This window comes from Streptomyces sp. NPDC093089, from assembly GCF_044754405.1.
GTDB lineage: Bacteria > Actinomycetota > Actinomycetes > Streptomycetales > Streptomycetaceae > Streptomyces.
On the sequence record NZ_JBIVPA010000001.1, the window covers coordinates 203,657 to 225,698 of the forward strand.

A 22,042-nucleotide genomic window follows, 5' to 3' on the forward strand; every position below is an offset into this window, starting at 1 on the left:
GCGTCGGCAACCCCTTGACCTGCATCAACGCACCCCTCGCGCAGTCGAATTCGGCGGGGAGCAGTTGAGACCGGTTGAGATCGGTTGAGTCCGAATGGGGATCGCGATGGCGCGAGCGGAGAACAAGGAATCCGTCGACCCTGCGGCGCGTATGGCAGCCGCCGTGGCCAAGCGATTGCGCGTGAAGAAGGGCCTCACACAAGAACAACTCGGCACCCAGATGGGCTTCACCGGCGCCGCGATCAGTGCGATGGAACGACTGATCCACCCGGTCAGCGACGACATGCTCGTCCACCTCGAACGCGCCCTCGGCGGCGGCACCGGCATCTTCGAGGAGATGCGGGAGCTCGTACGCCTGGAGAAGCTGCCGGAACAGTTCCGCGAGTACGCGCCGATCGAGCAGAAGGCGGTGGCGCTGTGCCTGTACGCGAACCACGTCGTACACGGGCCGTTCCAGACGGAGGCGTACGCGCGCGCGTTGATCGGGGGCGGGTATCCGGAGCCGACGCAGGAGCGGGCGGAGGAGCTGGTCGGCGGGCGGATGGCACGGAAGGCGCTGTTCGACCGGAAGCCGGTGTGCGAGATCGAGCTGGTGCTTGACGAGTCGGTACTGAGGCGCGTGATCGGCGACGAGGAGGTCATGCGGGGCCAGTTGGAGTACTTGGCGGAGTGCGCCCGAAGGAGCAACGTGAACCTTCAGGTGCTTCCGTTGGATGCAGGGCTGGGAGGCAAGTACGCGGGTGCGCGAGGGGAGCTGAACGCCGTGGAGACCACAGCCCATGACCGCGTTACGTACCTGGAGATCGGGGACGGGAGCCTGCTGATCACCGACCGCGCGAAGGTCAGTACGTACATTCAGAGGTATGCGAGGATCCGGGCACAGGCCCTGGATCCGCGCAGGTCGCTGGGCTTCATCGAGGAGTTGGCGGGAGCACGGAGATGAACGACACCCTGCACTGGTTCAAGTCCAGCTACAGCGACGACGGTGGCGGCAACTGCGCAGAGGTCGCCTTCGCCTGGCACAAGTCCTCGTACAGCAGCGACAGCGGCGGCAACTGCGTAGAGGTGGCCGCCTGCCCCCACGCCGTCCACCTCCGGGACTCGAAGGTGCAGGACGGGCCCACGTTCGCGGTGGAGCCGGGGGCTTGGGCCGCGTTCGTGGCCTGGCAGGACTGAGCAAGGGGAAGGGGCCGGTCCGCGAGTGCGGACCGGCCCCTTCCGGTGTGCGTGGGGCGGGTGTCAGCAGTACAGGTTGGCGCCGGTGGGGACGCCGAGGATCTGGGTGAACTGCTGGTACTTGGTGACGCGGCTCTGGACCTGGGCCGGGTTGCGGCCGTCGCACTCCAGGGATCCGTTGATGGAGCGGATGGTCTGGCCGAAGCCGGCGCCGTTGACCATGGCGTTGTGGCCGGTCATGGTGCCGGGGCCGCTCTGGGTGTTCCAGTACCAGAGGCCCGTCATCATGGCGATGGCCGGCTCGCGCTCGACGCGCCAGGGGTTGTTCAGCAGGTCGATGCCGAGGGCGTCACCGGCGGCCTTGTAGTTGAAGTTCCAGGAGAGCTGGATGGGGCCGCGGCCGTAGTAGGCGGCCTGGCCGGCGGGGCAGCCGTAGGACTGGCTGGTGTCGCAGTAGTGGGGGTAGTTGGCGGTGTTCTGCTCGACGATGTAGTAGAGGCCGCCCGTCTCGTGGGAGACGTTGGCGAGGAAGGCCGCGGCCTCCTGCTTCTTCACCGTGTCGCTGCCGGTGTTGGCGAAGGCCGGGTAGGACTTCAGGGCGGCGGTGAGGCCGGCGTACGTGTAGAAGGGGTTCCTGTTCGGGAACATCTGGTTGAACTGGGCCTCGGAGACGACGAATCCGGAGGGGTTCGGGTCCGTGCCGCCACCGCCGGTGCCGCAGACGCCCTCGTCGCGCCAGACGTCGGCGGAGCCGGGGCGCTCGTTCTGGGTCCACCACTTGGCGTACCAGTTGTGGCCGTTGTACGAGGCGGTCATGCCGCCGGTGTAGACGCTGCCGGAGTTCCAGGCGCCGACGCAGGCGGGGGCGGCGCCCGCCGCCGCGTTGGGGAGGAGTACGGCGAGACCGACGGCCGTACAGAGGGCGGCGAAGAGGGTGAGAAGTTTGCGCGTCATGCGCTCGTCCTTCCGGGTGGGGGTCCGGGCGGGGACAGCGAAGCGCGATTGGTCTGGACCTGTCAAGGTCTAGACCAGAAGTTGTGACAGTTGGAATTCCGTTTGGCTCGAAGGGAGTTGGTTGACCTTCACCTTGGGGGAAGCCGCAGCATCGACGGGACCGGGCGATCCGCCCGGGACGAGAAGGCCGAGAAGGCCGAGAAAGGGCCGGGAGGGACGGGCATGGGACTGCTGACCATCGGGGCGTTCGCGAAGGCGTCCCGACTGTCACCGAAGGCACTGCGCCTGTACGACGAACTCGGCCTGCTGCCCCCCGCTCGCGTCGACGCGGTCACCGGCTACCGCCTCTACGCACCGGAGCAACTGGAACGGGCCCGACTGGTCGCCTGGCTCCGGCGCCTGGGGATGCCCCTGGCCCGCATCCAGCGGGTCTGCGCGCTGGACGCGGGCCCGGCGGCCCAGGAGATCCGCACGTTCTGGGCACAGGTCGAGGCCGACACCGCCGCACGGCGGGACCTCGCCACCTTCCTCGTCGACCACCTGTCACGGAAGGAATCCGCCATGCCCACGACCGCCGCACCTCTGGAGATCCGCTACGCCGCCCTGTCCGACAAGGGCCTCGTCCGCGAGAGCAACCAGGACACCGCCTACGCCGGAGCGCACCTGCTCGCCGTCGCCGACGGCTACGGCAGCCAAGGGGCCCCCGCGAGCGCGGCCGCCGTCGACGTCTTCAAGCGCCTCGAAGCCGACGGCATCCCTGCGGGCAGCCTCCTCGACGTCCTCGAAGACGCCGTCGAGGAGGCCCGCCGGGCCGTTCACGGCGTCACGGGGAGCGTCACCGGAGGCGTTTCCGGGACCGGCTCTCCGGACGGCGGGGTCGGCACGACGCTCACCGCGATGCTCTGGACCGGGTCGCAGCTCGCCCTCGTCCACATCGGCGACTCCCGCGTCTACCTGCTGCGCGGCGGGGAGCTGCACCGGATCACCCACGACCACACCCTGGTGCAGTCGATGGTCGACGACGGCCGCCTCGACGCGGAGGAGGCCGCCTCCCACCCGCAGCGGTCCCTGCTGGTCCGCGCCCTCGGCCCGGGCGCGGACGTGACCCCTGACCTGCGCCTCCACGACCCCCGGCCCGGAGACCGGTACCTGCTCTGCTCCGACGGCCTGTCGACCGTCGCACCCATCGGGGAGATCCACCGGATCCTCTCCGGGGTCGCCGAGCCCGAGCGGGCGGTACGCGCGCTCGTCGCCCTCGCCAACGACTCCGGCGGTCCCGACAACGTCAGTTGCGTGGTCGCGGACGTGGTGGAGGCCCGGGGGTAGGGGCGCGACGGCGTCGGCCGTGCGGTGACGGTGGACGGGGGCGTCCGGGGTGTCAGCGGTGTCAGCGGTGTCAGCGGTCCAGGAGGCGCTCCAAGAGGCTGGCGAGCAGCGCGCGTTCGGCCACGGTGAGCGGGCCCATCAGCTCGTCCTGGGCTTCGGCGAGGACCTCGTCGAGGCGTTCGAGGTGCTTGCGGCCGCGCGCCGTGAGGGTGATGACGTTGCGTCGGCGGTCGGCCGGGTCGGGGGTGCGCTCGACATGTCCCTGGTCGACGAGTTCGTTGATGACCGAGACCAGGTCGCTGCGGTAGATGCCCGTGCGGCGGCTGAGGTCGGCCTGGCTGGCGGCGCCGTCCTCGTCGAGCGAGACGAGGGCCGCGTAGTGCCACTTGCGGGCGTCCTCGGCGGCGAGGCCGGCGCTGACGAGGCGGTCGGCCTGCGCGGCGGTGAGGGCGAGGAGGCGGCTGGGGAGGGCGCGGAGGCGCTCCGGGGTCTCGGGCGAGTGCTCGGTCATGTCGCGCAGATTACCCGTTGCGTTAGTGGCCCGAACGATATAACTTCATTCATGGCACTAACGTTAGTGCCGCGAACGTTAGTGACATGAACGCAAGGGGAGTGAACGCCATGCCCGTGATCGACGTCCTCGACTCGACGATGTTCTACGAGTCCCGCGAAGGGACCGGCACTCCCTTCGTCTTCCTGCACGGCAACCCGACCTCGTCCCACCTCTGGCGCCACGTCCTGCCCTCCGTCGGCGGCGGGCGGCGGCTGCTCGCACCGGACCTGATCGGGATGGGCCGCTCGGGGAAGCCGGACATCGCCTTCGACTACGCGGACCAGGCGCGGTACCTGGAGGCCTGGATCGAGGCCATGGGGCTCGACGAGGTCGTGCTCGTCGGGATCGACTGGGGCGGGTCGCTGGCCTTCGACTGGGCCGCCCGGCACCCCGGGCGGGTGCGCGGGGTGGCCTTCATGGAGACGATCGTGCGCCCGATGAGCTGGGACGAGTTCCCCGAGAAGGCGCGGGAGCGCTGGGAGGCCTTCCGCACGCCGGGGGTCGGCGAGCGGATGGTCCTGGAGGAGAACACCTTCGTCGAGGACTCCTTCGACCACACCGTGCTCTCGGGGCTCCCCCGGGCCGACCACGACGTCTACCGCGCGCCGTACCCGACGCCGGAGTCCCGCCGCCCCCTGCTCGAATGGGCGCGCGCGATGCCGCTGGGCGGGGACCCGAAGGAGGTCGTCACCCGCGTCGAGGCGTACGGGGACTGGCTCGCGTCCTCCCCGGACGTCCCCAAGCTCCTGCTGACCTTCTCCGGCTCCCCGACCCTCATGATCGACCCCCCGACGGCGACCTGGTGCGCCGAGCACATGTCCGCCCTGACCACGACCCCCTGCGGCCCCGCGGGACACCAGGCCCCGGAGGACCAGCCCCAGGCGATAGCGGCCGCACTCACGACCTGGGCGGACGCGCAGGGCCTGACGGCGGGCTGACCGCGGACTGACGCGCCTGACGGCGGGCTCGACGGAGGCCCTGTCGCGCCGGGGGCGACAGGGCCTCGCGGTCTCGCGGCCTCACGGTCTCGCGGTCTCGCGGCCTCACGGTCTCGCGGTCTCGCGCTCTCGCGGTCTCGCGGGTCAGATCATCAGGATGATGCGGCCGGGGCGGTGGCCCGCCTCCGCTCGGCGGTGGGCCTCGGCGGCCTCCGCCAGGGGGAGGACGTCGGCCACCCGGGTGATCAGCTCGCCGTCCGCCACCTTCTGGAGGCTCTCGCGGAGCGCGACGACGTCGGGTGTGGCGCGGATCGTCTCGACGCGGATGCCGCGCTCGGCGGTCGGGACGCGGTCGGGGGCGAGGGCGAGGAAGGCGCCGCCGTCCTTGAGGACGGGGAGGAGGGGATCGCCGACGAGCGCGCCGTCGAAGACGGCGTCCACCCGGTCCGGGTCGCCGGCGAGCACCTTGGCGACCATGTCCTCGGGGACGCCGCGGGTGACGACGTGGTCCGCGCCGAGGGCCCTCAGTTCGCTCTCGTCGCCCTCGTGGGAGATGGCCACCACCCGCAGTCCGGCGGCGTGGGCGTACTGGATCGCCAGCCGGCCCACCACCGCGCTGCCGCCGGTCACGAGCAGCGTCGCCCCCGCGGGGAGGGCGAGCCGGCCGAGGCCCTGCTGGGCGGTGGCCGAGGCCAGCGGAAGGGAGGCGGCCACGGTGAATTCCAGGTCGTCCGGCATGGGGGCGATCCAGTCCGGGGCGACCTGCAGGACCTCGGTGTAGGTGCCCTCGCCGGTCAGTTCCTGGTACCAGGGCACGAAGCCGGCCACCCGGGTCCCCGCGGCCATGCCGGGCACAGGATCGAGCAGCTTGCCCGCGAAGTCCGTACCAAGGATGAAGGGAGGCTTGAGCGCGCCGACGGCGTCGGCGTACAGGCCGGCGCGGATCCGCAGATCCGCCTGGTTCACCCCGGCGGCCTTCAGGCCCACCCGTACCCGGCCGGGGACGTCCCCGGCCTCCGGTTCGGGCCGGCGGGCCATTCTGAGGACCTCGGGCCCGCCGTAGGCGATCACTTCGACGACACGCATCGGGTACTCCTCAGACGGAAGGCCCCCTCGTGGCCATTACACCCACGCTCACCACCCCCGGCAACCCCTGCCCGTCCACCTGAACGAACGGAGAAGTCCATGTGTCGGCCCGCTGCACCGCCCCGCCTTCGCACAGGCGTCCGCACCTTCCCGGCCATGGAGTGGATAACCGCGGAGAACGTGATCGCCCTGGGGACGGCGCTCCTCGGTGTCCTGGTCTCGGTCGGCGTCGTCTGGCTCGACCGGTTCTCGCCGCAGCGCAAGCGCCTCGGCTACCGCGTCCAGCTCCACACGCCGCTCCACCGGGAGGACAACCGGGACAGCGAGGTGGTGGGGAGGGCCGCACCCGCCAACGGGTCCACCCTCGTCCTGCACCGCAACGAGCCGGCGAACTCCTCCCAGGACTGCGTGACGCGCGACGACCCCGAAGCGAAGGTGATCCGCTGCGCACTCGACTCCACCGAGCAGGTCCTGCCCACGGTGGCCGCGCTCCCCGGGGCCATCGGCTACGCCGAACTCCGCGCGAGCGACGGCCGGAAGGGCCTCCACAAGGTGGCCGTCGACGGGCGCCGGCCCGTCGTGGAGGAGATCGGCACGTCCGGGTACCCGTACCGGGAGATCGAGTACGCCTATACGTGGGGCCGGCCGCCGGCCAGCTCCCTGACCGCCAGTTTCCTGACCTGTCTGGGCCGGGGCAGCGGCCAGGACGTCGTCCTCGCCCACGGCCACCTGCCCTGCTCCACCCCGAAGGGGCTGCGGGTCTGCGGGGAGGGCTGACGGGCCCGCAAGATCTTCACGGGACGGGTGACGCCCCGTCTGGCATGCTCTTTCGACGTGGAGCCTTTGAACGCGGAAGACCCGGTCGGCATCGGCCCGTTCCGACTGATCGGCCGCCTCGGGGTCGGCGGGATGGGCCGGGTGTTCCTGGCGCGTTCGGCCGGCGGGCGGACGGTCGCGGTGAAGGTGGTGCACGCACAGCTCGCCGCCCAGGAGGAGTTCCGGCTCCGGTTCGCGCGCGAGGTCGCCGCCCTGGAGCGGGTCGGCGGCACGGGCACGGCGCCCGTCCTCGGCTCGGACACCTCCGCCGAGGCGCCGTGGGTGGCCATCGGCTACGTACCGGGGCCGTCGCTGCGGACCGTGGTGGGCGACGAGTTCGGCCCGCTGCCGCCCACGACCGTGCGGTCCCTCGCCTCGGGCCTCGCCCGCGCCCTCGTCCACATCCACGCCGCCGGACTCGTCCACCGGGACCTCAAGCCGTCCAACGTGCTGCTGACCGTCGACGGGCCCCAGGTCATCGACTTCGGCATCGCCCGTGCCGTCGACACCGTCGCCGAGGGCGGCGGTCTGACCAGCACCGGGGCCGTCGTCGGCTCGCCCGGCTTCATGTCGCCCGAGCAGGTGCGCGGCGACCGCCTCACCCCCGCCTCGGACGTCTTCTGCCTCGGCTCCGTCCTCGTCTACGCGGCGACCGGCCGGGCCCCCTTCGGGACGGCCGACAGCGGCGTCCACGCCACCATGTTCCGCATCGCCCACGACGAGCCCGACCTGACCGGCGTGGCGCCCGAACTCACCGGGCTGGTCAAGGCCTGCCTCGCCAAGGACCCGGCGGCCCGGCCGTCCGCCGCCGAGATCGCCGAGACCGTCCAGGTCGCCGACCCCTGGCTCCCGGCGGACGTCCTCGCCCCCATCGGCCGCCACGCCGCCCGGCTCCTGGAGGCGGAGGCGGAGAGCGGGGCCCTCGCCGGGACCGGCACCGGGAGCGCCGCCCTCCCCGCCGGCGACCCGACGCCTCCCGCTCCCCTGCCGTCCACCGCCGCCACGGCCCCCGGGACCCCCGCCCGGCGCCCGCGCCGCACCGCCCTCGTGGCCGGCCTCGCGGCCCTCGCCGTGGCGGCCGCGGCCACCGCCACGTACACCTACTGGCCCGACCCGGACACCGGCCGCGACGCGCAGAAGAACCGGGCCGCCGGCGAGACGGGCGACGTCTCCGCCCGGCCCGCCGGGATCGTTCCCGGCGCCTTCCTCGGCGCCTGGGAGGGCGTCCTCCAGGGCTCGCCCGAGTCTCCCCGGGAGACCGCCCGGATCGAGATCACCCAGGGCGCCGCGGGCTCCAAGAGCGCGGTCTACGTCCAGGTCACCGAGAACCGGATGTGCATGGGCCGCTCCCGGCTCGTCTCGGCCGACGAGGACAAGGTCGTCTACGGCGAGTCCGACGTGACCACCAGCGTGCCCGCCGCCCGCTGCACCCCCGCCGCCCACCAGACCCTCACCCTGCGCTCCCCCGACGTCCTCGAATGGTCCTCGGGCGCCGCGAAGGCCACCTTCCACAAGGCCCCCAGCGGCCCCGCCGTCGTCCCCACCCGCTTCCTCGGCCGCTGGTCGCGCATCCCCGCACCGGAGATGTACGGCGCGGACGACGACCGCTACACCTCGGAGGTCACGATCACCCAGGGCCCGGTCGGCGCCCCCGTGATCAGCGTCATCGACGGCTACCCGCGCACCATCGACGGCGTCACCACCACCGAGGACTGGGCCTGCGGCACCACGGCCGTCCTCGCGGGCGTCGGCGACATGCTGATCCTCGGCCCCAGCACCCGCAACACGAACGCCTGGGACCGCGAGTGCCAGGAGGGCCTCTCCCGCTACCTGGTCGTCGACAAGCTGAACGGCAAGGACCGGCTCCTCGCCTATCCGATGGTCGACGGCGAACCGAACGAGTACCACCGGTACCCCTGACCCTCAGGAGGACCCCGGGGCACCGCCCGATCCCGATCCCGCCCGGTCCGCCCGGCCCCGATCCCGCCCGGTCCCACCCAGCCCCGGTCAGCCGCCGAGCATCGACAGGATCTGGTGGACGAGGGCGAGCGCGGGCGCGCCGGCCGTGCCCACGGACTCGAGGATCCCGCCGACCCGTTCCAGCGCGGTCCGCCGCACCGCCGGGTCCGCGGAGCCGCCGATCTCCGCCTCCGCGGCCTCCACCGTCCGGGCCGCGAGGGGCTGCAGCTGCCCGCGCAGCTCCTGGAGCAGCGGCAGCAGTTCCTGGACGGCCCGCTCCAGTTCGGCACCGGCGGCGGACCCGGCGTTCACGACGGTCCGCTTGTCGATGCCGACGCTGTGCGTGGTGTTCTCCATCCGCACCACGTCGCCGTAGTAGTGGTCCCCGCCGGTCACTTCGCCACCCCCGTGTTGCCGCTGCCGCCGTACATGTTCACGGCGTCCCCGAAGAAGTAGTTGCCGTAGTTGGTGATCGAGAGCGTCCCCACCGCGGCCTGGAACTCGGCGTCCGGCTTGTCGATCGCCTCGGCGATCGACTGGACGAGCCCGTTCAGGTAGGCGCGCTTGCCGGTCACCAGGGCCGTGGACCGGCCGTTCGTCTCGATGGCGAGGACGTCGTGCGGCAAGGCGAAGACCACCGAGCACATGTCGCCGATGAAGTAGATCATCAGGCACGCGACGAGGAACAGCGCGACCCCGAGGAAGCCCTCGGAGTCGCCGCCGCCCGAGTCCCACGAACTCGACGTCGAGTCCTCGAAGTACATCAGGATCAGGAGCACGGCGAGGGTGGCCCCGCCCCGCTTCAGGAACCGGACGAAGGCCTCGCCGCGGCGGGGCCGCAGCACGAAGGTGTAGACCCGGACGATGTTCTCCAGCGGGTAGGCGCCGCCGTGCACCCAGAGCAGCCGCTTGCTGATGACGATCCCGTTCCGCGGCGGCGGGGCGGACGGCGGAGGCGAGTGCGCCGGTCTGGGCACCGGCGTGTGCGTGGGCTTCGGCGGTGGCGTTTCGTTCGTCTGCGTCGGCTTCGGCGGTGGCGTTTCGTTCGTGTCCATGCATCCCCCCGAGGTGGAGCCGCTACGGCGTGCCCCTCATTACGCAGCCGAACCACCCGTCCCACAAGGCGAGTTCAAGCCTCCAGGGAGACGACTTCGGCCGTCGCGCGCGTAGTCGTGGACCAGCGGCCGGGGGTCGTCGGCCCGCCAGGCCAGCGCGAAACGGCTCGGAGCGACCCCGCGGACCGGGCGGGTGACGACACCGCCCCGGGTGAGCAGCGGCGCGTTCCCCGCCGCGACCAGGCAGATCCCGAGTCCGTCGACCAGCGCCTCGTAGGTCTCGTCCGCGCCGGCGATCTCCGCGCCCACGACCGGCGGGCGCCCGCCCCGCGCCTCCACCGCGAGCCAGTGGTCGCGGAGTTCGGGCCCCGTGCCCGGAAGGGCGAGGAACGGCCCGTCGAGGAGTTCGGCGAAGTCCAGGCCGTCACGGGCCGCCAGCGGATGGGACTCCGGAAGCGCGACGAGCCGGGGCTCCGTGGCCACCACCACCCAGCGGAAGCGGTCCGCGCCCGCCAGCGGAAGCCAGACGAACGCCATGTCGCTGCTCCCGTCGGCGAGTCCCGCCGTCGGGTCCTCCCACCCCACCTGCCGCAGCCTCGACCGCGCCTCCGGACGGACCCCGGTGAACCGGGACCGGATCGCCGGCAGCAGCCCGCCCCGCCCGGGGCTGGTGCTCATCCCGACGACCAGGGTGGACTCCGAGGCCTCCCGGGCCCGCCGCCCTCGTCCGCGCCGTCCTGCCGCACATGCGGGCCCGCCGCTCCGGCGCGATCGTGCAGCTCAGCAGCGTCGGCGGCCAGATGTCCATGGCCGGGTTCGGCGCCTACAGCGCCACCGAGTTCGCCCTCGAAGGCATGTCGGAGGCGCTCGCCGCCGAGGTCGGCCCGCTCGGCGTCAAGGTCCTCATCGTCGAACCCGGCGCCTTCCGCACCGGCCTCTTCGGCAACCACGGCCTCAGCGGCGGCACCATCGCCGACCACGCCGACACCGTCGGCGGCACCCGCGCCTTCGTCGAAACCGGCGGCGGCACCCGCGCCTTCGTCGACACCGTCGGCGGCACCCAGGCCGGCGACCCCGCGAAGGCCGCGGCCGCCGTCCTCGCCGCCCTGAACGCCGACGAGACCCCGCTGCGCCTCGCCCTCGGAGACGACTCCATCGACACCCTCTACGCCCACCTGGACCAGGTCCGCTCCGACCTCGCGGCCTGGGAGAAGGTCGGCCGCGACACCAGACTCTCCTGACACGGAGCTCCCCTGACACCGATTTCCCCCGACACCAGGTGTGCGAGGATCCGCCGGTGGACCAACTCCGTGCGGAAGACCCGGCGTTCATAGGCCCCTACCGCCTCGTCGGCCGGCTCGGCGCCGGCGGCATGGGCGTCGTCCACCGCGCCGAGGCGCCCGACGGGCAGGCCGTGGCGGTCAAGCTCGTCCGGGCCGAGGCGGCGGCGGACGAGGAGTTCCGCCGCCGCTTCGCCCGCGAGGTGCGGGCGGCGCGGCTGGTCGGCGACGCGTGGACCGCGCGCGTCCTCGACGCCGACACCGACGCCGACGTCCCGTGGGTCGCCACCGAGTACGTCCCCGGCCCGTCCCTCCGGGCGGCCGTCGAAGGCCGGCTCGGCCCCCTGCCGGCCGCCTCCGTCTTCGTCCTCGCCCACCGCCTCGCCCTCGCGCTCCGCGCCATCCACGGGGCGGGCCTGATCCACCGCGACCTCAAGCCGTCCAACATCCTGCTCACCGTCGGCGGCCCCCGCGTCATCGACTTCGGCATCGCCCGCCGCACCGTGCTCTCCTCCGAGAGCGACCTCACCCGCACCGGCGTCCTCGTCGGCTCCCCCGAGTTCATGTCCCCCGAGCAGGTCCGCGGCGACGAGGTCACCCCGGCCGGCGACGTCTTCTCCCTCGGCGCCGTCCTCGCCTACGCCTCCACCGGCCGCGCCCCCTTCAGCACCGGCGACCCCGGCGTCCACGGACTCCTCTTCCGCGTCGCCTACGAGGACCCGGACGTGGCGGGCGTCCCCGAGACCGTCGCCGAGCTCGTCCACGACTGCCTCCGCAAGAACCCCGCGGACCGCCCCACCGTCGACGCCCTCGTCTCCCGCACCCGCAAGGCCCTCGACGGCAGCTGGCTCCCCCCTGACCTCCTCGCCCGCCTCGACGAGGACGCGGCGGACTTCCTCCGCGCGACGCCCCGCCCCGAGCCGGCCCCGCGTCCGCGCCCGCGGACCCGTCTGGTGGAGCCCGTTCTCACGGCACCCGCCCCGGCCCCGCCCGTACGCGTCCGGCCCGTACGCGTCCGGCCGCCGGCGCGGCGAACGACCGCCCGGGGATCCCTCCGGCGGCCGACGGGGCTCCTCGTGGCCGCCGCGGTCGCCGCCTACGCCTTCTTCACCGGCGCCCCGCCGTTCCTGCGGGCGTCCGACGGGACGCGGGAGGCGGCGCCTTTCGCCGGGGTGTGGCACGTGGACCTGCCCGGGACCATCGCCCCGTTCGTCCTGCGGCTCGACGTCACGAACTCCACCGAGGTCGGACGGCCCTCGGGGGGCTACGTGGCCGCCACGGACAAGGGCGTCTGCCAGGGAGAGGCGACCCTGGCCGGCCGTACGCGCGGGGAGATGGTCCTCGCGGACTTCCGGGTGGTACGCAGCACCCCCGACGGCCTCACCGCGAAGGAGTGCGGGCTCCCGGCGGAGTACACCCTGGTCCAGGGACCCGGGGACTCCGACGTCACGTTGCACCGGGGCGTCGACGTCATTCTGGCGCGGGTGGACGAGCCCGCGGCCGGGATACCGCAGAGGCTCCTGAACGTCTGGAGCTCGGGGAGCGGCCAAGTGGTCGTCATCCGGCGGGGAACCGTGGGCGACCCCGTCGTCAGGACCGTCACCACGCAGGCCGGCCGGCACTGCGAGTCGACGGCCGCGCTTCTGCTCGTCGACGGAGGGCGCCTGGTCACCACGCCGGCGGTGACCGACCGGACGGCCTCGGACGCCGGGTGCCAGGCGGACGCCATCGCCTGGAACTACGCCGTCGACGAGGACCCGGCGCGACCGCTCCGCCTCGTCCTGGAGTCGTCCGCCACGGCTTCCGTCCGACGTCTGGGCCTCGTGCGGTAGGGGCACGGACGCGGGCGCACGCACACCGCCCGCGCCTCGTGTTCGTAGGCGCGGGCGGCGTGCGTCGGGTGCGGCTCCTGCGGGGAGGAGCGGCGGCTCCTAGAGGAAGGAGTTGATCTCGATGGTCTCGGTGCGGCCGGGGCCGACGCCGATGGCGGAGATGGGGGCGCCGGACATCTCCTCCAGGGCCTTCACGTAGGCCTGCGCGTTCTTCGGCAGGTCGGCGAAGGTCTGGGCCTTGGTGATGTCCTCGGACCAGCCGGGGAGCATTTCGTAGATCGGCTTCGCGTGGTGGAAGTCGGTCTGCGAGTAGGGGAGCTCCTCGACGCGCTTGCCGTCGATCTCGTAGGCGACGCAGACGGGGATCTGCTCCCAGCCGGTGAGGACGTCGAGCTTGGTGAGGAAGAAGTCCGTGAGGCCGTTGACGCGGGTGGCGTAGCGGGCGATGACCGCGTCGAACCAGCCGCAGCGGCGGTCACGGCCGGTGGTGACGCCGCGCTCGCCGCCGATGCGGCGCAGGGCCTCGCCGTCCGCGTCGAACAGCTCCGTCGGGAACGGGCCGGCGCCGACACGGGTCGTGTAGGCCTTGAGGATGCCGATGACGCGGCTGATCTTCGTCGGGCCCACGCCGGCGCCGGTGCAGGCGCCGCCCGCGGTCGGGTTCGAGGAGGTGACGAAGGGGTACGTGCCGTGGTCGACGTCGAGCAGGGTGCCCTGGCCGCCCTCGAAGAGCACGACCTTGTCGTCGTCGAGCGCCTTGTTGAGGATCAGCGTCGTGTCGGCGACGAAGGGCTTGATCTGCTCCGCGTACTGGAGCATCTCCTCGACGATCTGCTCGGCCTGGATCGCGCGCCGGTTGTAGAGCTTGGCGAGGAGCTGGTTCTTGCCCTCCAGCGCCGCCTCGACCTTCTGCTCCAGGATCGACTCGTCGTACAGGTCCTGGACCCGGATGCCGACGCGGTTGATCTTGTCGGCGTAGGTGGGGCCGATGCCCCGGCCCGTGGTGCCGATCTTGCGCTTGCCGAGGAACCGTTCCGTCACCTTGTCGAGGGTGACGTTGTACGGGGTGATCAGGTGCGCGTTGCCGCTGATCAGGAGCTTCGACGTGTCCACGCCGCGCTCGTTCAGCCCGCTCAGCTCGGAGAGCAGGACCGCCGGGTCGACGACGACACCGTTTCCGATCACCGGGGTGCACCCCGGCGAGAGGATTCCGGAAGGGAGAAGATGCAGCGCGTACTTCTGGTCGCCGACGACGACGGTGTGGCCGGCGTTGTTGCCGCCCTGGTAACGCACTACATAGTCAACGGAACCACCGAGGAGGTCGGTGGCCTTTCCCTTGCCCTCGTCACCCCACTGAGCACCGAGCAGCACAAGTGCGGGCACAGGCGTACACCCCTTCCGGGTGGGGCATGTCCAAGGTCAGGGGGCGTACGCCGCCTCACCGGTGTGCCCCGGAATAGACGAAGCCCCTGGCGCAATAGCGCAAGGGGCTCTTGCACAAAGATGCTACCCGAGGAAGGACCGAGGTGTCGGATCACGACCAGCTGCTGGTCATCGTCGACCCGGTCGCCCGCCGATGTGACGGCGAGTCCGTGCGGATCGCGAAGGATGTCCTGTGCGCGGGCGCGGAGGCGAAGATCTGCCTGCCGGACGGCCCGGAGGAATTCTCCCGGGCCCTGTCCAGGCGCGGCTCGCGGCGCCCCGTGGTGCTCGGCGACGACCGGGCGCTGCTGCGCACGGTGGCGCTCCTGCACCGGGAGCGGGAGCTCGCCGGGGCGGCTCTCGCCCTGGTCCCGATCGGCCCGCCGGACGCCCGCGAAGTGGCCCACGCGCTCGGCGTGCCGCACGCCACGCCGGCGGCGGCCCGGGCGGTCCTGGACGGGACCGTACGCCGTCTGGACCTGCTGGTCGACGACAGCGACGGGGTCGTGCTCGGCGACCTCCTCGTACCGGCGACGCCCGCCCTGTCGTCGTCGGCACCGTCCGTCTGGGGCACCTGCCGCTCCCTGGTCCGCACGCTGGTCCGCCCGGCGCCCACGGCCCTCGCGGTCCGCACCCACCGGCTGCGCGTCGAGGCGGACGGGATACTCCTCGCCGACGTCGACGACCCCGTCGAGGGCCTCTCGGTGCGCTCGGCCGCCGGTACGGCGCAGGTGACCGTCCATCCGTCCGCCGCCCCGCCGCGCCGCGCCACCGCGCACACGCTCACCGTCTCCGGCCCCGACTTCCGTTACCGCGCCGACGGCCGCCTCGCCGGCCCGGTCCGCCGCCGCACCTGGACGGTCCGGCCGGGCGCCTGGGGCCTGACCCTGCCCCGCGACCCGGCCCGCGACCTCCTGCCGCCGAGCTGAGCCGCCGGCCCGTACGACGGCCGGCTCAGGCGCTCCGTACGACGCGGTGGCCGAGGAGGACGGAGCGGCCGTCGAAGATCCGGGTCTCCACGGTCTCCAGCTCCGTCCGGTGCTCGGCGGGGCGGAAGGCCGGGGTGCCGCCGCCGAGGACGACGGGGTGGACGACGACGCGGTACTCGTCGACGGCGCCGTGCGCGCCGAGGTGGGCGGCGAGCTCGGCGCCGCCGAAGAGCACCAGGTTCTTGCCGGTCGCGGCGAGCGCGGTCAGCTCCGCGGCCACGTCGCCGGAGACGACCGTGGTGTTGTGGCCCGGGTCCGTTCCGGCGAGCGTCCGGGAGACGACGACCTTGGGGGCCGCCCGCCAGACCGGTGCGAAGGCCAGGTCGTGCGGGTCCTGCGAGTACTGCTCGGCGTTCGGCCAGTAGCCGGACATCAGGTCCCAGACCTTGCGGCCGTAGAGGAAGACGGTGTCGCCGTCGATCAGCTCGTCGGTGTACGCGGAGAGCTCGGGGCCCATGGCCGGCCAGTCGAACTCGCCGTCGGGCCCGGCGATGAAGCCGTCGAGGGACTGGTGGACGAAGTGGATGATCCGGCCGCTCATGGGGTCCTGCCTCCCGGTGCCGCGGACCGCCTCTGCGGCCCGCTCTCACCCAGGGGTCGGAGCCCCCGGACACCGCTCGACATCCACCAGGAGGTATTTCAGGTCATCTTGTTTCGGCCACCGCGCGGATGCGGCTTGGCGCGGGCGGCGGGCGGGGCCTAGCGTCAGCGGACATTCACGGGCGGGGGGCATGCGATGACGTGCGCGCTGGACGTCGAGGAGACGGCGGGGGCACTGGAGGGGTACCGGCGGCGGGCCGGGCGGCTGACCGCCGCGGGACCGGTGGTGCTCGCCCTGGCCGCCGGGGCCGGGGCGCTGCTCGGGGAGCCGTGGCGCGAGGACACGGTCGTCCTGCTCTGCGTGGTCGGGATCCTCGCGCTCGGCGCCGGGACCGGTTCGCTCGCCCTGGCGCGGCGGATGCGGCGGGCTCTCGCCGCCGGCACCTGGTCGGCGCACCCCGCGGTGGCCCTCACCCGCACCGGGCACGCGACGACCCTGGTCCTGCGGGCCCCGGACGGCACCGAGACGTGGCCGCTGACGGTGGTCGCGACCCGGCACCGGTACGAGTCGGTGCGGCCCGGCCCGGACGGCGTGCTCTGGTGGTGCGGCGACCCGCGCGTGGGCGGGGTCCTCGCGCCGCCCGGCGGCGGGCCGCTGATCTGGGCGAAGCCGCTCCGGGGCGAGCGCGTGCGCCGCCGGGTCGTCGCGGCCGCGGCGGCGGAGGGCCTGGCGTACCGGCCGGTCCCGAGGCAGCCGCAGGCCCCGTCCCCCGAGCCCGCCACCACGGCGAACGGATCCGCCACCACCGCGAACGGCCCCCTCACCCCGCCGGGCCCGCGTCCCTTCGTCTGGGAGGACCCGCATCCGGTTCTCCACTGCGGCCCGGAGGCCGACGCGGGCCACGACCCGGACACCGGGACCGGGACCGGAAGCGGGACCGGGACCGGAAGCGGGACCGGAAGCGGAAGCGGGACCGGAAGCGGAAGCGGCGAGGCGCGGGCCGCGTCCGGGCCGACGTACGCCGTGCTCGCCGCGCACGCCGAGCGGCAGGCGGTGCCGCGGGGCAGGGCCCCGCGGTGGGAGGCGGACGTGCGGGAGGTGCGGTGGTGGCGGGTGCGGAGCCTGCGGCGGCTGGCGGGGGTGCAGCGGGTACTGGTCGCGCTGGGGTTCTGCGCGGCCGTGGGGGCGGTCGCGCTGACGGGGCCGCCGGAGGAGGACCTTCCGAAGCTGTGGTTCGCGGCGGTGCTGCCGCTGGCCGGACTGGTGTACGCAGGCCACCACGTGCTGACCCACGGGAGGCGCGTCGCGCGGCTGATGGCCCGGGCCGCGACGAGCCACACGCCGGTCCCGCGCCGGTACGTGCTGCTGTACGACCCGCACGGCGGGGCGCCCGTCCTGGTGTTCTTCCCGATGCACGGGGGCCCGGACGACCGGCCCGAGGGGGTGCTGCCGCTCGTGCCACCCGGTCCGCCGAAGGACCCGCGGCGCGGGCTGCCGGAGCGGCCCACGGGCCCCGCGGGGCTGCACGGCTGGCGTGACGTCACGCCGTTCGGCGCGCCGTTCGTGGTGCCGTGGATCGACGGGCGCCCGCTGTGGGCGGCGGGGCCGTACTGGCGGGAGGACGGGAAGGAGTTCCTGGCGCTGCTCGACCGGATCGCCCCGCCGGTGGAGGCTCAGGCCCCCTGAGCGGTGCCGCGCGCGGCCCGGTGGTCGCGCCAGCGGTCCATGATCCCGGCCATCTCGCCGTGGAGGAAGGCGAAGAACTCGGCGGTCTCGGCGGTGCGGCGGCCGGCGGCGGTGTCGGGGCCGAGGGTCTCGGCGCCTTCGTTCAGGACCTTCTCCCAGCGGACGAGGACCTGGTCGCGGCGGGTGAAGGTCTCGTACCAGAGCTCGTTGTGGAGGACGTAGCGGTCGCGGCGGGTGCCGGGGTCGCGCTCGCGGCTGACCATGTCGACCTGGGTGAGGTAGCCGATCGCGCCGGAGACGGCGGCCGGGCTGATCCGGAGCTGTTCGGCGAGTTCGGCCGAGGTCATGGAGGCGGTCTCGGAGGCGAGGAGGGCCGCGAAGACGCGGCTCGCCATGCGCTGCATGCCGGCGGCGGTCATCTCGGCCGCGAAGCGCTCGACGAAGCGGGAGACCGCCTCTTCGCCGCCGGCGTCGGTCTTCGTCATCTGGCTCTCACCCATCCCCTGATTTTATACCGTTCCTTAACTTCACAAATTTGTGAAACTACCGTACGTTCTGAAGCATGACGAAGGCGATCAGCGTCGTCGGACTGCACAAGTCCTTCGGGCGCACCCAGGCGCTCGACGGCCTCGACCTCAGCGTCGAGACCGGCGAGGTCCACGGCTTCCTCGGCCCCAACGGCGCCGGGAAGTCCACCACCATCCGCGTCCTCCTGGGCCTGCTGCGGGCCGATTCCGGCGGCGCCCGGGTGCTCGGCCGCGACCCCTGGCAGGACGCCGTCGAGCTGCACCGCCGGATCGCGTACGTCCCCGGCGACGTGACCCTCTGGCGCAACCTCTCCGGCGGCGAGGTCATCGACCTGTACGGCCGGCTGCGGGGCGCGCCCCTCGACGGGGCCCGCCGCGCGGAGCTGATCGAGCGCTTCGAGCTCGACCCCACCAAGAAGGGCCGCACCTACTCCAAGGGCAACCGGCAGAAGGTCGCCCTCGTGGCCGCCTTCGCCGCCGACGTCGACCTGCTCGTCCTCGACGAACCGACCAGCGGCCTCGACCCGCTGATGGAGGAGGTCTTCCGGAGCTGCGTCGAGGAGGCCCGCGACCGGGGCCGGACCGTGCTGCTGTCGAGCCACATCCTCAGCGAGGTCGAGGCCCTCTGCGACCGGGTCAGCATCGTCCGCAAGGGCCGGACCGTCGAGTCCGGTTCGCTCGCGGAGCTGCGGCACCTGACCCGCACCAGCGTCACCGCCGAACTCGCCGGACCGCCGAACGGACTCGCCCGGCTGCCCGGCGTGCACGGCTTCGCCCTCCAGGAGGGCGAAGGGGGCCGGGGCGGCCGCGTGCGGTTCCAGGTCGACACCGACCGGCTCGACGCCGTCCTCCGCTCCCTGACCGAGGCGGGCGTACGGAGCCTGACCTCGACGCCGCCGACCCTGGAGGAGCTGTTCCTCCGCCACTACACGGACGAGGAGGCGTCATGAGCCTCGCGGGCACCGGGGCCCTCACCCGGCTCGCCCTGCGCCGCGACCGGGTGATGATCCCGGTCTGGGCGCTCGTCGTCGGCGGGATGGTCGCGAGCGGCGCCGGGTCCCTGGAGGGGCTGTACGGCACGGCCGCCGAGCGGGCCGAGCTCGCCGCCTCCATGACCGCCAACAGCTCGATGCGCGCGCTGTACGGGCCGGTCTTCGGCGACTCCCTCGGCGCGCTCGTCGCCTGGCGCTTCGGCACCTTCGGCGCGGTCCTCGCCGCCGTCGCGAGCCTGCTCGTGGTCGTCCGGCACACCCGCGAGGAGGAGGAGACGGGCCGTCAGGAGATGCTGTCCGCCGGGGCGGTCGGCCGCCGCGCCCCGCTCACCGCGGCCCTCCTCGCCGCCCTCGGCCTGAACGCGGCCGTCGCCCTGATCGTCACCGCCGGGCTCGCCGGACAGGGCGCGGCCGGGGCGCTCGCGCTCGGCCTGGCGATCGGCGGCACCGGCATGGTCTTCGCGACGGCCGCCGCGCTCGCCGCCCAGGTCACGGAGAGCGCCCGGCTCGCCAAGGGCCTGTCGGCCGCCGTCCTCGGCCTGGCCTTCGTGCTGCGGGCGGCCGGCGACTCGGGGACCCCCGACGGCTCCTCCGCGGCGACCTGGCTCTCCCCCGTCGGCTGGGCCGAGCAGGTCCGCGCCTTCGCCGGCGAGCGCTGGTGGGTGCTGCTCCTGATCGCCGCGGCCGTCCTGCTCCAGGCGTCGGCGGCGTACGCGCTGGCCGCCCGCAGGGACGTGGGGGCGGGCTTCCTCGCGACCCGGCCGGGCCCGGCCGAGGGGCGCCTCGCGACCGCCGGGGCACTCGCCCGGCGGCTCCAGCGCGGCCCGCTCCTCGGCTGGTCGCTCGGCTTCCTCGTCGGCGGCCTCGTGTTCGGCGGGATGGTGGAGGGCGCGGCGGACATCGTCGGCGACAACGAGCGGGCCCGCGAGATCTTCGAGCGGATGGGCGGGCAGAGCGCGCTCACCGACGCCTTCCTCGCCACCATGGTGTCCCTCTTCGGGATGGTCGCCGCCCTGTACGCGGTCGGCTCGGTGCTGCGGCCGTACGGCGAGGAGACCTCGGGCCGGGCGGAGCCGCTCCTCGCGGGCGCCCTGGGCCGGCTCCGCTGGGCCGCCGGGCACCTGGTGATCGCCTTCGGCGGCTCGGCCCTGATCCTGGTCCTGGCCGGGCTCGGCCTCGCCCTCTCGTACGGGCAGGACGCCGGTCCCGTCCTGGGCGCCGCGCTCGTCCAGCTCCCGGCCGTGTGGGTGCTCGCCGGCCTGGCGGTCCTGCTCTGGGGCGCCGCCCCGAGGGCCGCGACCGCCGCCTGGGGCGTCGCCGGGCTCTGCCTGGCCCTCGGCTGGATCGGCCCGGCGCTCGGCCTGCCGCAGGCAGCCCTCGACCTGTCCCCCTTCGGCCACCTGCCGAGGCTGCCGGGCCAGGACATGGCCTGGACCCCGGTCCTGGCCCTGACGGCGCTGGCCGCCGCGCTGGTCGCGGCCGGCCTCGCGGGGCTGCGCCGCCGGGACCTGGCGGGCTGAGGCGACCGGCTGCCCCGGCTCCTCGGCTCGCCCGGGCCGGCACCTCGGCCCCCGCCGCTCCTCCCGCCCGGACCCACACCCCGGCTCCCGCCGCTCCTCCCGCCCGGACCCACACCCCGGCTCCCGCCGCTCCTCCCGCCCCGGTCCCACCCGGACTCACACCCGGGCTCACACCTCGACGAGCAGTTCCTCGACGCCCCGGATGACGTACCCGGGCTTCCGCACCGGCTCGGCCGCGAGCCGCAGGTCCGGCGCCTGCCTCAGCAACTCGCCGAAGACGGCGGTGAGTTCGAGGCGGGCGAGCGGGGCGCCGAGGCAGTAGTGGATGCCGGCGCCGAAGGTGACGTGGGGGTTGTCGGCCCGGGTGAGGTCGAGCACGTCGGCGGTCGGGCCGAAGCGGGCGGGGTCGCGGTTGGCGGAGCCGAAGAGGAGGGCGACCTCGGAGCCGCGCGGGATGACCCGGCCGCCGAGCTCGATGTCGTCGAGGACCCAGCGCTCGAACATCTGGAGCGGGGTGTCGTACCGCAGAAGTTCTTCCACAGCTGTGGACAACTTTTCGGGGTCCGGACGGACGCCCTCCTTGAGCAGCGTCCACCAGCCGTTGACCGTGGTGTTCACCGTGGCCTCGTGGCCCGCGTTCAGGAGCAGGACGCACGTGGAGACCATCTCCTGCTCCGTCAGCCCCTCCACGGCGACCAGGGACGAGATCAGGTCCTCCCCCGGTTCCCTCCGCCGCCGCGCGATCAGCTCCCGCAGGTAGTCGGAGAACTCGATCGACGCCCGGACCGCCCGCCGGGCCGTCTCCTCCGACGGGTTCAGCTCGAACATCCCGCAGATCGCCGCCGACCAGGGCCGCAGTCGACCCCGCTCCTCGTCGTCCTCCGGCACCCCCAGCATCTCGGCGATCACCGCCACCGGCAGCGGCTCGGCGACCGCGCCGAGCAGATCGCCGCCGCCCGCCGCCACCAGGTCGCCGACGAGCCCGGCGGCCAGCCGCCGTACGGTCGGCGCCAGGTCCTCCACCGTCCTCGGCGTGAACGCCTTCGACACCAGCCGCCGGATCCGCGTGTGGTCCGCCCCCTCCAGATCCAGCAGCCCGTGGTCGTTGAGCGTGTGGAAGGGCTCGTACGCGGCGTCCGGCGCCTCCCGCCCGAACTCCTCGTGCGTGAAGCGGTGCGTGTACGTCCGGCCGAGCCGCCGGTCGCGGAGCAGCGCCGACACGTCCGCGTGGTGCGGGATCAGCCACTGGCGGGTGGGGGCGTGCCAGTGCGCGCGGCCGGCGGCACGCAGCGCGGCGTAGGCGGGATACGGGTCGGCGACGAACTCCGGCGACCAGGGGTCGTACACAGCGTCAACAGCGTCCATGAGCGGACGCTACCCCCGCGCGGCG

The 22,042-nt window shown here is 73.6% G+C and carries 20 protein-coding genes and 2 pseudogenes; 12 read left to right on the forward strand and 10 right to left on the reverse strand.

Features of this window, described 5'->3' with window-relative positions:
- Positions 1–94 precede the first annotated feature (94 nt).
- Together ACIQFX_RS00930 and ACIQFX_RS00935 are read left to right on the forward strand one after the other, a co-directional pair.
- Positions 95–943 carry a helix-turn-helix domain-containing protein gene (locus ACIQFX_RS00930; protein ID WP_402457322.1) on the forward strand — a complete coding sequence of 283 codons (849 nt, stop codon included), beginning with the start codon at positions 95–97 and terminating at the stop codon, positions 941–943.
- A complete protein-coding gene (locus ACIQFX_RS00935) occupies positions 940–1,176 on the forward strand; it encodes a DUF397 domain-containing protein (protein WP_402457324.1) in 237 nt (78 codons plus the stop codon). Before ACIQFX_RS00930 ends, ACIQFX_RS00935 begins: the two co-directional genes overlap by 4 nt.
- 63 nt (positions 1,177–1,239) lie before the next feature.
- Here ACIQFX_RS00935 and ACIQFX_RS00940 read toward each other — a convergent pair whose 3' ends face one another.
- Positions 1,240–2,130: a glycoside hydrolase family 19 protein gene (locus ACIQFX_RS00940; protein ID WP_402457327.1), complete on the reverse strand. Its 891-nt coding sequence runs from the start codon at positions 2,128–2,130 to the stop codon at positions 1,240–1,242.
- A gap of 222 nt (positions 2,131–2,352) precedes the next feature.
- On the opposite strand from ACIQFX_RS00940, the gene ACIQFX_RS00945 reads away from it, so the two are divergent.
- Positions 2,353–3,456 carry a MerR family transcriptional regulator gene (locus ACIQFX_RS00945; RefSeq protein ID WP_402457330.1) on the forward strand — a complete coding sequence of 368 codons (1,104 nt, stop codon included), beginning with the start codon at positions 2,353–2,355 and terminating at the stop codon, positions 3,454–3,456.
- Between the two features lie 70 nt (positions 3,457–3,526).
- Here the strand turns inward: ACIQFX_RS00945 and ACIQFX_RS00950 are convergent, their stop codons facing one another.
- A complete protein-coding gene (locus ACIQFX_RS00950; RefSeq protein ID WP_402457333.1) occupies positions 3,527–3,967 on the reverse strand; it encodes a MarR family winged helix-turn-helix transcriptional regulator in 441 nt (146 codons plus the stop codon).
- A gap of 110 nt (positions 3,968–4,077) precedes the next feature.
- On the opposite strand from ACIQFX_RS00950, the gene ACIQFX_RS00955 reads away from it, so the two are divergent.
- Entirely contained in the window at positions 4,078–4,947 is an 870-nt protein-coding gene (locus tag ACIQFX_RS00955) for a haloalkane dehalogenase (protein WP_402458534.1), read from the forward strand.
- 144 nt (positions 4,948–5,091) lie between these two features.
- On the opposite strand, the gene ACIQFX_RS00960 is transcribed toward ACIQFX_RS00955, so the two are convergent.
- Positions 5,092–6,033, reverse strand: a complete 942-nt coding sequence (locus ACIQFX_RS00960) for an NADP-dependent oxidoreductase (RefSeq protein WP_402457336.1) — start codon at positions 6,031–6,033, stop codon at positions 5,092–5,094.
- 156 nt (positions 6,034–6,189) lie between these two features.
- Here ACIQFX_RS00960 and ACIQFX_RS00965 point away from each other — a divergent pair, with 156 nt between their 5' ends.
- Entirely contained in the window at positions 6,190–6,810 is a 621-nt protein-coding gene (locus ACIQFX_RS00965) for a hypothetical protein (RefSeq protein ID WP_402457339.1), read from the forward strand.
- 57 nt (positions 6,811–6,867) lie between these two features.
- The gene (locus tag ACIQFX_RS00970) at positions 6,868–8,769 is read left to right on the forward strand and encodes a protein kinase (protein WP_402457341.1); all 1,902 of its coding nucleotides are present in this window, start codon (positions 6,868–6,870) and stop codon (positions 8,767–8,769) included.
- Positions 8,770–8,856: 87 nt separating this feature from the next.
- On the opposite strand, the gene ACIQFX_RS00975 is transcribed toward ACIQFX_RS00970, so the two are convergent.
- The 3 genes and pseudogenes from ACIQFX_RS00975 to ACIQFX_RS00985 form a co-directional block, all read right to left on the reverse strand.
- On the reverse strand, positions 8,857–9,204 hold the full coding sequence (locus tag ACIQFX_RS00975; RefSeq protein WP_402457344.1) for a hypothetical protein: 348 nt from the start codon (positions 9,202–9,204) through the stop codon (positions 8,857–8,859).
- Positions 9,201–9,863, reverse strand: a complete 663-nt coding sequence (locus ACIQFX_RS00980) for a DUF6232 family protein (RefSeq protein ID WP_402457347.1) — start codon at positions 9,861–9,863, stop codon at positions 9,201–9,203. Before ACIQFX_RS00980 ends, ACIQFX_RS00975 begins: the two co-directional genes overlap by 4 nt.
- A gap of 39 nt (positions 9,864–9,902) precedes the next feature.
- Positions 9,903–10,577: pseudogene (locus tag ACIQFX_RS00985) on the reverse strand (LysR family substrate-binding domain-containing protein); the annotation flags it as partial.
- Between ACIQFX_RS00985 and ACIQFX_RS00990 the strand changes: the two are divergent.
- A pseudogene (locus ACIQFX_RS00990) lies at positions 10,574–11,104 on the forward strand (SDR family NAD(P)-dependent oxidoreductase); the annotation flags it as partial. The pseudogenes ACIQFX_RS00985 and ACIQFX_RS00990 sit on opposite strands and share 4 nt — an antisense overlap.
- A 56-nt stretch (positions 11,105–11,160) precedes the next feature.
- Entirely contained in the window at positions 11,161–12,975 is a 1,815-nt protein-coding gene (locus ACIQFX_RS00995) for a serine/threonine-protein kinase (RefSeq protein WP_402457350.1), read from the forward strand.
- Positions 12,976–13,074: 99 nt separating this feature from the next.
- Here the strand turns inward: ACIQFX_RS00995 and ACIQFX_RS01000 are convergent, their stop codons facing one another.
- Complete coding sequence (locus ACIQFX_RS01000) at positions 13,075–14,358, reverse strand: adenylosuccinate synthase (protein WP_402457353.1); 1,284 nt, start codon at positions 14,356–14,358, stop codon at positions 13,075–13,077.
- 143 nt (positions 14,359–14,501) lie between these two features.
- Here ACIQFX_RS01000 and ACIQFX_RS01005 point away from each other — a divergent pair, with 143 nt between their 5' ends.
- Positions 14,502–15,326 (forward strand): diacylglycerol kinase, encoded by an 825-nt coding sequence (locus ACIQFX_RS01005; RefSeq protein WP_402457356.1) that lies wholly within the window; start codon positions 14,502–14,504, stop codon positions 15,324–15,326.
- 25 nt (positions 15,327–15,351) lie between these two features.
- Here ACIQFX_RS01005 and ACIQFX_RS01010 read toward each other — a convergent pair whose 3' ends face one another.
- Positions 15,352–15,927 (reverse strand): dihydrofolate reductase family protein, encoded by a 576-nt coding sequence (locus tag ACIQFX_RS01010; RefSeq protein WP_402457359.1) that lies wholly within the window; start codon positions 15,925–15,927, stop codon positions 15,352–15,354.
- Positions 15,928–16,122: 195 nt separating this feature from the next.
- On the opposite strand from ACIQFX_RS01010, the gene ACIQFX_RS01015 reads away from it, so the two are divergent.
- Positions 16,123–17,613 carry a hypothetical protein gene (locus tag ACIQFX_RS01015; protein ID WP_402457363.1) on the forward strand — a complete coding sequence of 497 codons (1,491 nt, stop codon included), beginning with the start codon at positions 16,123–16,125 and terminating at the stop codon, positions 17,611–17,613.
- Here the strand turns inward: ACIQFX_RS01015 and ACIQFX_RS01020 are convergent.
- Positions 17,601–18,113, reverse strand: coding sequence for a GbsR/MarR family transcriptional regulator (locus ACIQFX_RS01020; protein WP_402457366.1), 513 nt, complete (start codon positions 18,111–18,113; stop codon positions 17,601–17,603). The two genes, ACIQFX_RS01015 and ACIQFX_RS01020, sit on opposite strands and share 13 nt — an antisense overlap.
- Before the next feature lie 62 nt (positions 18,114–18,175).
- Here ACIQFX_RS01020 and ACIQFX_RS01025 point away from each other — a divergent pair, with 62 nt between their 5' ends.
- Together ACIQFX_RS01025 and ACIQFX_RS01030 are read left to right on the forward strand one after the other, a co-directional pair.
- Positions 18,176–19,090 (forward strand): ATP-binding cassette domain-containing protein, encoded by a 915-nt coding sequence (locus ACIQFX_RS01025; RefSeq protein ID WP_402457369.1) that lies wholly within the window; start codon positions 18,176–18,178, stop codon positions 19,088–19,090.
- Positions 19,087–20,652, forward strand: a complete 1,566-nt coding sequence (locus tag ACIQFX_RS01030) for an ABC transporter permease (protein ID WP_402457372.1) — start codon at positions 19,087–19,089, stop codon at positions 20,650–20,652. The genes ACIQFX_RS01025 and ACIQFX_RS01030 overlap by 4 nt, the downstream gene beginning before the upstream one ends.
- 168 nt (positions 20,653–20,820) lie before the next feature.
- On the opposite strand, the gene ACIQFX_RS01035 is transcribed toward ACIQFX_RS01030, so the two are convergent.
- Positions 20,821–22,017, reverse strand: coding sequence for a cytochrome P450 (locus tag ACIQFX_RS01035; protein WP_402457375.1), 1,197 nt, complete (start codon positions 22,015–22,017; stop codon positions 20,821–20,823).
- Positions 22,018–22,042 lie beyond the last annotated feature (25 nt).

Bases quoted from the DNA above. Each gene is read 5' to 3' on its own strand.
- ACIQFX_RS00950 (WP_402457333.1), bottom strand. From the start codon at position 3,967: ATGACCGAGCACTCGCCCGAGACCCCGGAGCGCCTCCGCGCCCTCCCC.
- ACIQFX_RS00960 (WP_402457336.1), bottom strand. From the start codon at position 6,033: ATGCGTGTCGTCGAAGTGATCGCCTACGGCGGGCCCGAGGTCCTCAGA.
- ACIQFX_RS01010 (WP_402457359.1), bottom strand. From the start codon at position 15,927: ATGAGCGGCCGGATCATCCACTTCGTCCACCAGTCCCTCGACGGCTTC.
- ACIQFX_RS00955 (WP_402458534.1), top strand. From the start codon at position 4,078: ATGCCCGTGATCGACGTCCTCGACTCGACGATGTTCTACGAGTCCCGC.
- ACIQFX_RS00935 (WP_402457324.1), top strand. From the start codon at position 940: ATGAACGACACCCTGCACTGGTTCAAGTCCAGCTACAGCGACGACGGT.
- ACIQFX_RS00930 (WP_402457322.1), top strand. From the start codon at position 95: ATGGGGATCGCGATGGCGCGAGCGGAGAACAAGGAATCCGTCGACCCT.
- ACIQFX_RS00945 (WP_402457330.1), top strand. From the start codon at position 2,353: ATGGGACTGCTGACCATCGGGGCGTTCGCGAAGGCGTCCCGACTGTCA.
- ACIQFX_RS01015 (WP_402457363.1), top strand. From the start codon at position 16,123: ATGACGTGCGCGCTGGACGTCGAGGAGACGGCGGGGGCACTGGAGGGG.
- ACIQFX_RS01030 (WP_402457372.1), top strand. From the start codon at position 19,087: ATGAGCCTCGCGGGCACCGGGGCCCTCACCCGGCTCGCCCTGCGCCGC.
- ACIQFX_RS01025 (WP_402457369.1), top strand. From the start codon at position 18,176: ATGACGAAGGCGATCAGCGTCGTCGGACTGCACAAGTCCTTCGGGCGC.
- ACIQFX_RS00965 (WP_402457339.1), top strand. From the start codon at position 6,190: ATGGAGTGGATAACCGCGGAGAACGTGATCGCCCTGGGGACGGCGCTC.
- ACIQFX_RS00940 (WP_402457327.1), bottom strand. From the start codon at position 2,130: ATGACGCGCAAACTTCTCACCCTCTTCGCCGCCCTCTGTACGGCCGTC.
- ACIQFX_RS01035 (WP_402457375.1), bottom strand. From the start codon at position 22,017: ATGGACGCTGTTGACGCTGTGTACGACCCCTGGTCGCCGGAGTTCGTC.
- ACIQFX_RS01020 (WP_402457366.1), bottom strand. From the start codon at position 18,113: ATGGGTGAGAGCCAGATGACGAAGACCGACGCCGGCGGCGAAGAGGCG.
- ACIQFX_RS00980 (WP_402457347.1), bottom strand. From the start codon at position 9,863: ATGGACACGAACGAAACGCCACCGCCGAAGCCGACGCAGACGAACGAA.